Source organism: Rhodococcus sp. G-MC3, from assembly GCF_030063335.1.
Taxonomy (GTDB): domain Bacteria; phylum Actinomycetota; class Actinomycetes; order Mycobacteriales; family Mycobacteriaceae; genus Rhodococcoides.
Genome location: NZ_JASISW010000078.1, coordinates 1 through 1,292 on the forward strand (window position 1 = coordinate 1; position 1,292 = coordinate 1,292).

Below are 1,292 nucleotides of genomic sequence, written 5' to 3' on the forward strand. Positions count from 1 at the left end.
TGATCGGCCCAAGGATTTCGGACAGTGGACCCGCTTAGAATAGGAATCTACTGAAATGAGTCCGACCAGCATGAGCAGATCTCGGCGATCGTTCTCGGCAGAGTTCAAAGATGAACTGTGCCGAGAGGTGATCGATTCGTCCAAGCCGATCAGCGAAGTCGCCAAAGCCTACGGAGTCGGCGACGACAGCCTGCGTCGATGGCTCGCCAAGTATCGTGACACTCACGGCGGCGGCGAAGGCAGTGAACTGACCGTCACCGAACGCGCCCGCCTGGCTCAGCTCGAACGAGAAGTTCGTGAATTGCGCTCCGAGGCAGCGTTTTTGAAAAAAGCAGCGTCGTACTTCGCGCGGGATCCACGATAGTGGCGAAGTACGAGTTCATCGATTCCTATGTCGCGGACGACTCCGCGGCAACATCGGTCCTCGACCGGTGTCGCTGGCTCGAGGTGTCCACCTCCGGTTTCTATCACTGGCGCAGCAGACCGCAGTCAGCAACGTCGAAACGTAGAGATGTTCTAGCTCAGCAGATTCGAGTGTTCTTCGGCGCAGCGCACGGCACCTACGGGTACCGGCGCATCCATGCAGACCTCCGCGCCGGCGGCGTCGAGTGCTCCCCGGAGCTGGTCCGCTCCATCATGCGCGAACACGAGCTGGTTCCGTGCCAGCCGAGACCGTTTCGGACAACCACGCACTCTGGTGCCGACGACGCGGTCCCGGACCTGGTCAACCGGGACTTCACTGCCGATCGCCCTGGGGTCAAGTTCGTCGGCGACATCACATACATCCACACCTGGCAAGGGTTCGTGTATTTGGCGACCGTCATCGATTGCTTCTCCCGCAAGGTGGTGGGCTGGTCGATCGCTGATCATATGCGCACCGAGCTCATCGCAGCCGCTCTGAGCAATGCCGCTGCGACCTCCCTGGTCGAGCCGGAGGCGATTTTTCACTCCGATCGGGGCAGCGTCTACACCTCGCAGGCCTATCGGGCGTTGGTGGCAGCTCTGGGGATGCGGTCCTCGATGGGACGGACCGGTCAATGCTGGGACAACAGTATGGCCGAAAGTTTCTTCGCTGCGCTGAAGAACGAATGCGTCTATCGGACTGTCTATGCGACGAAAACCCAAGCCAGACAGGACGTCATCAAGTACATCGAAGGTTTCTACAACCCTCGACGCAGGCATTCAGCTCTCGACTACCAAGCCCCGAACGATGTCCACTACAGTTACCGGCAGCACGACAACGCGGCCTGAATTTAACCATCTCCAGTGTCCGAAATCCCCGCGGCAGATCA

The 1,292-nt window shown here is 59.5% G+C and carries 1 protein-coding gene; it reads left to right on the plus strand.

All coding sequences use genetic code 11. The features are described 5' to 3' along the window. Nucleotides 1-70 precede the first annotated feature (70 nt). Nucleotides 71-1,251 (plus strand): IS3 family transposase gene (locus tag QMK17_RS26230; RefSeq protein ID WP_283512212.1). Its coding sequence is split into 2 segments (ribosomal slippage): nucleotides 71-338 and nucleotides 338-1,251, totalling 1,182 coding nucleotides; the frame shifts between segments, so codons are not numbered across the junction. Nucleotides 1,252-1,292: the final 41 nt, after the last annotated feature.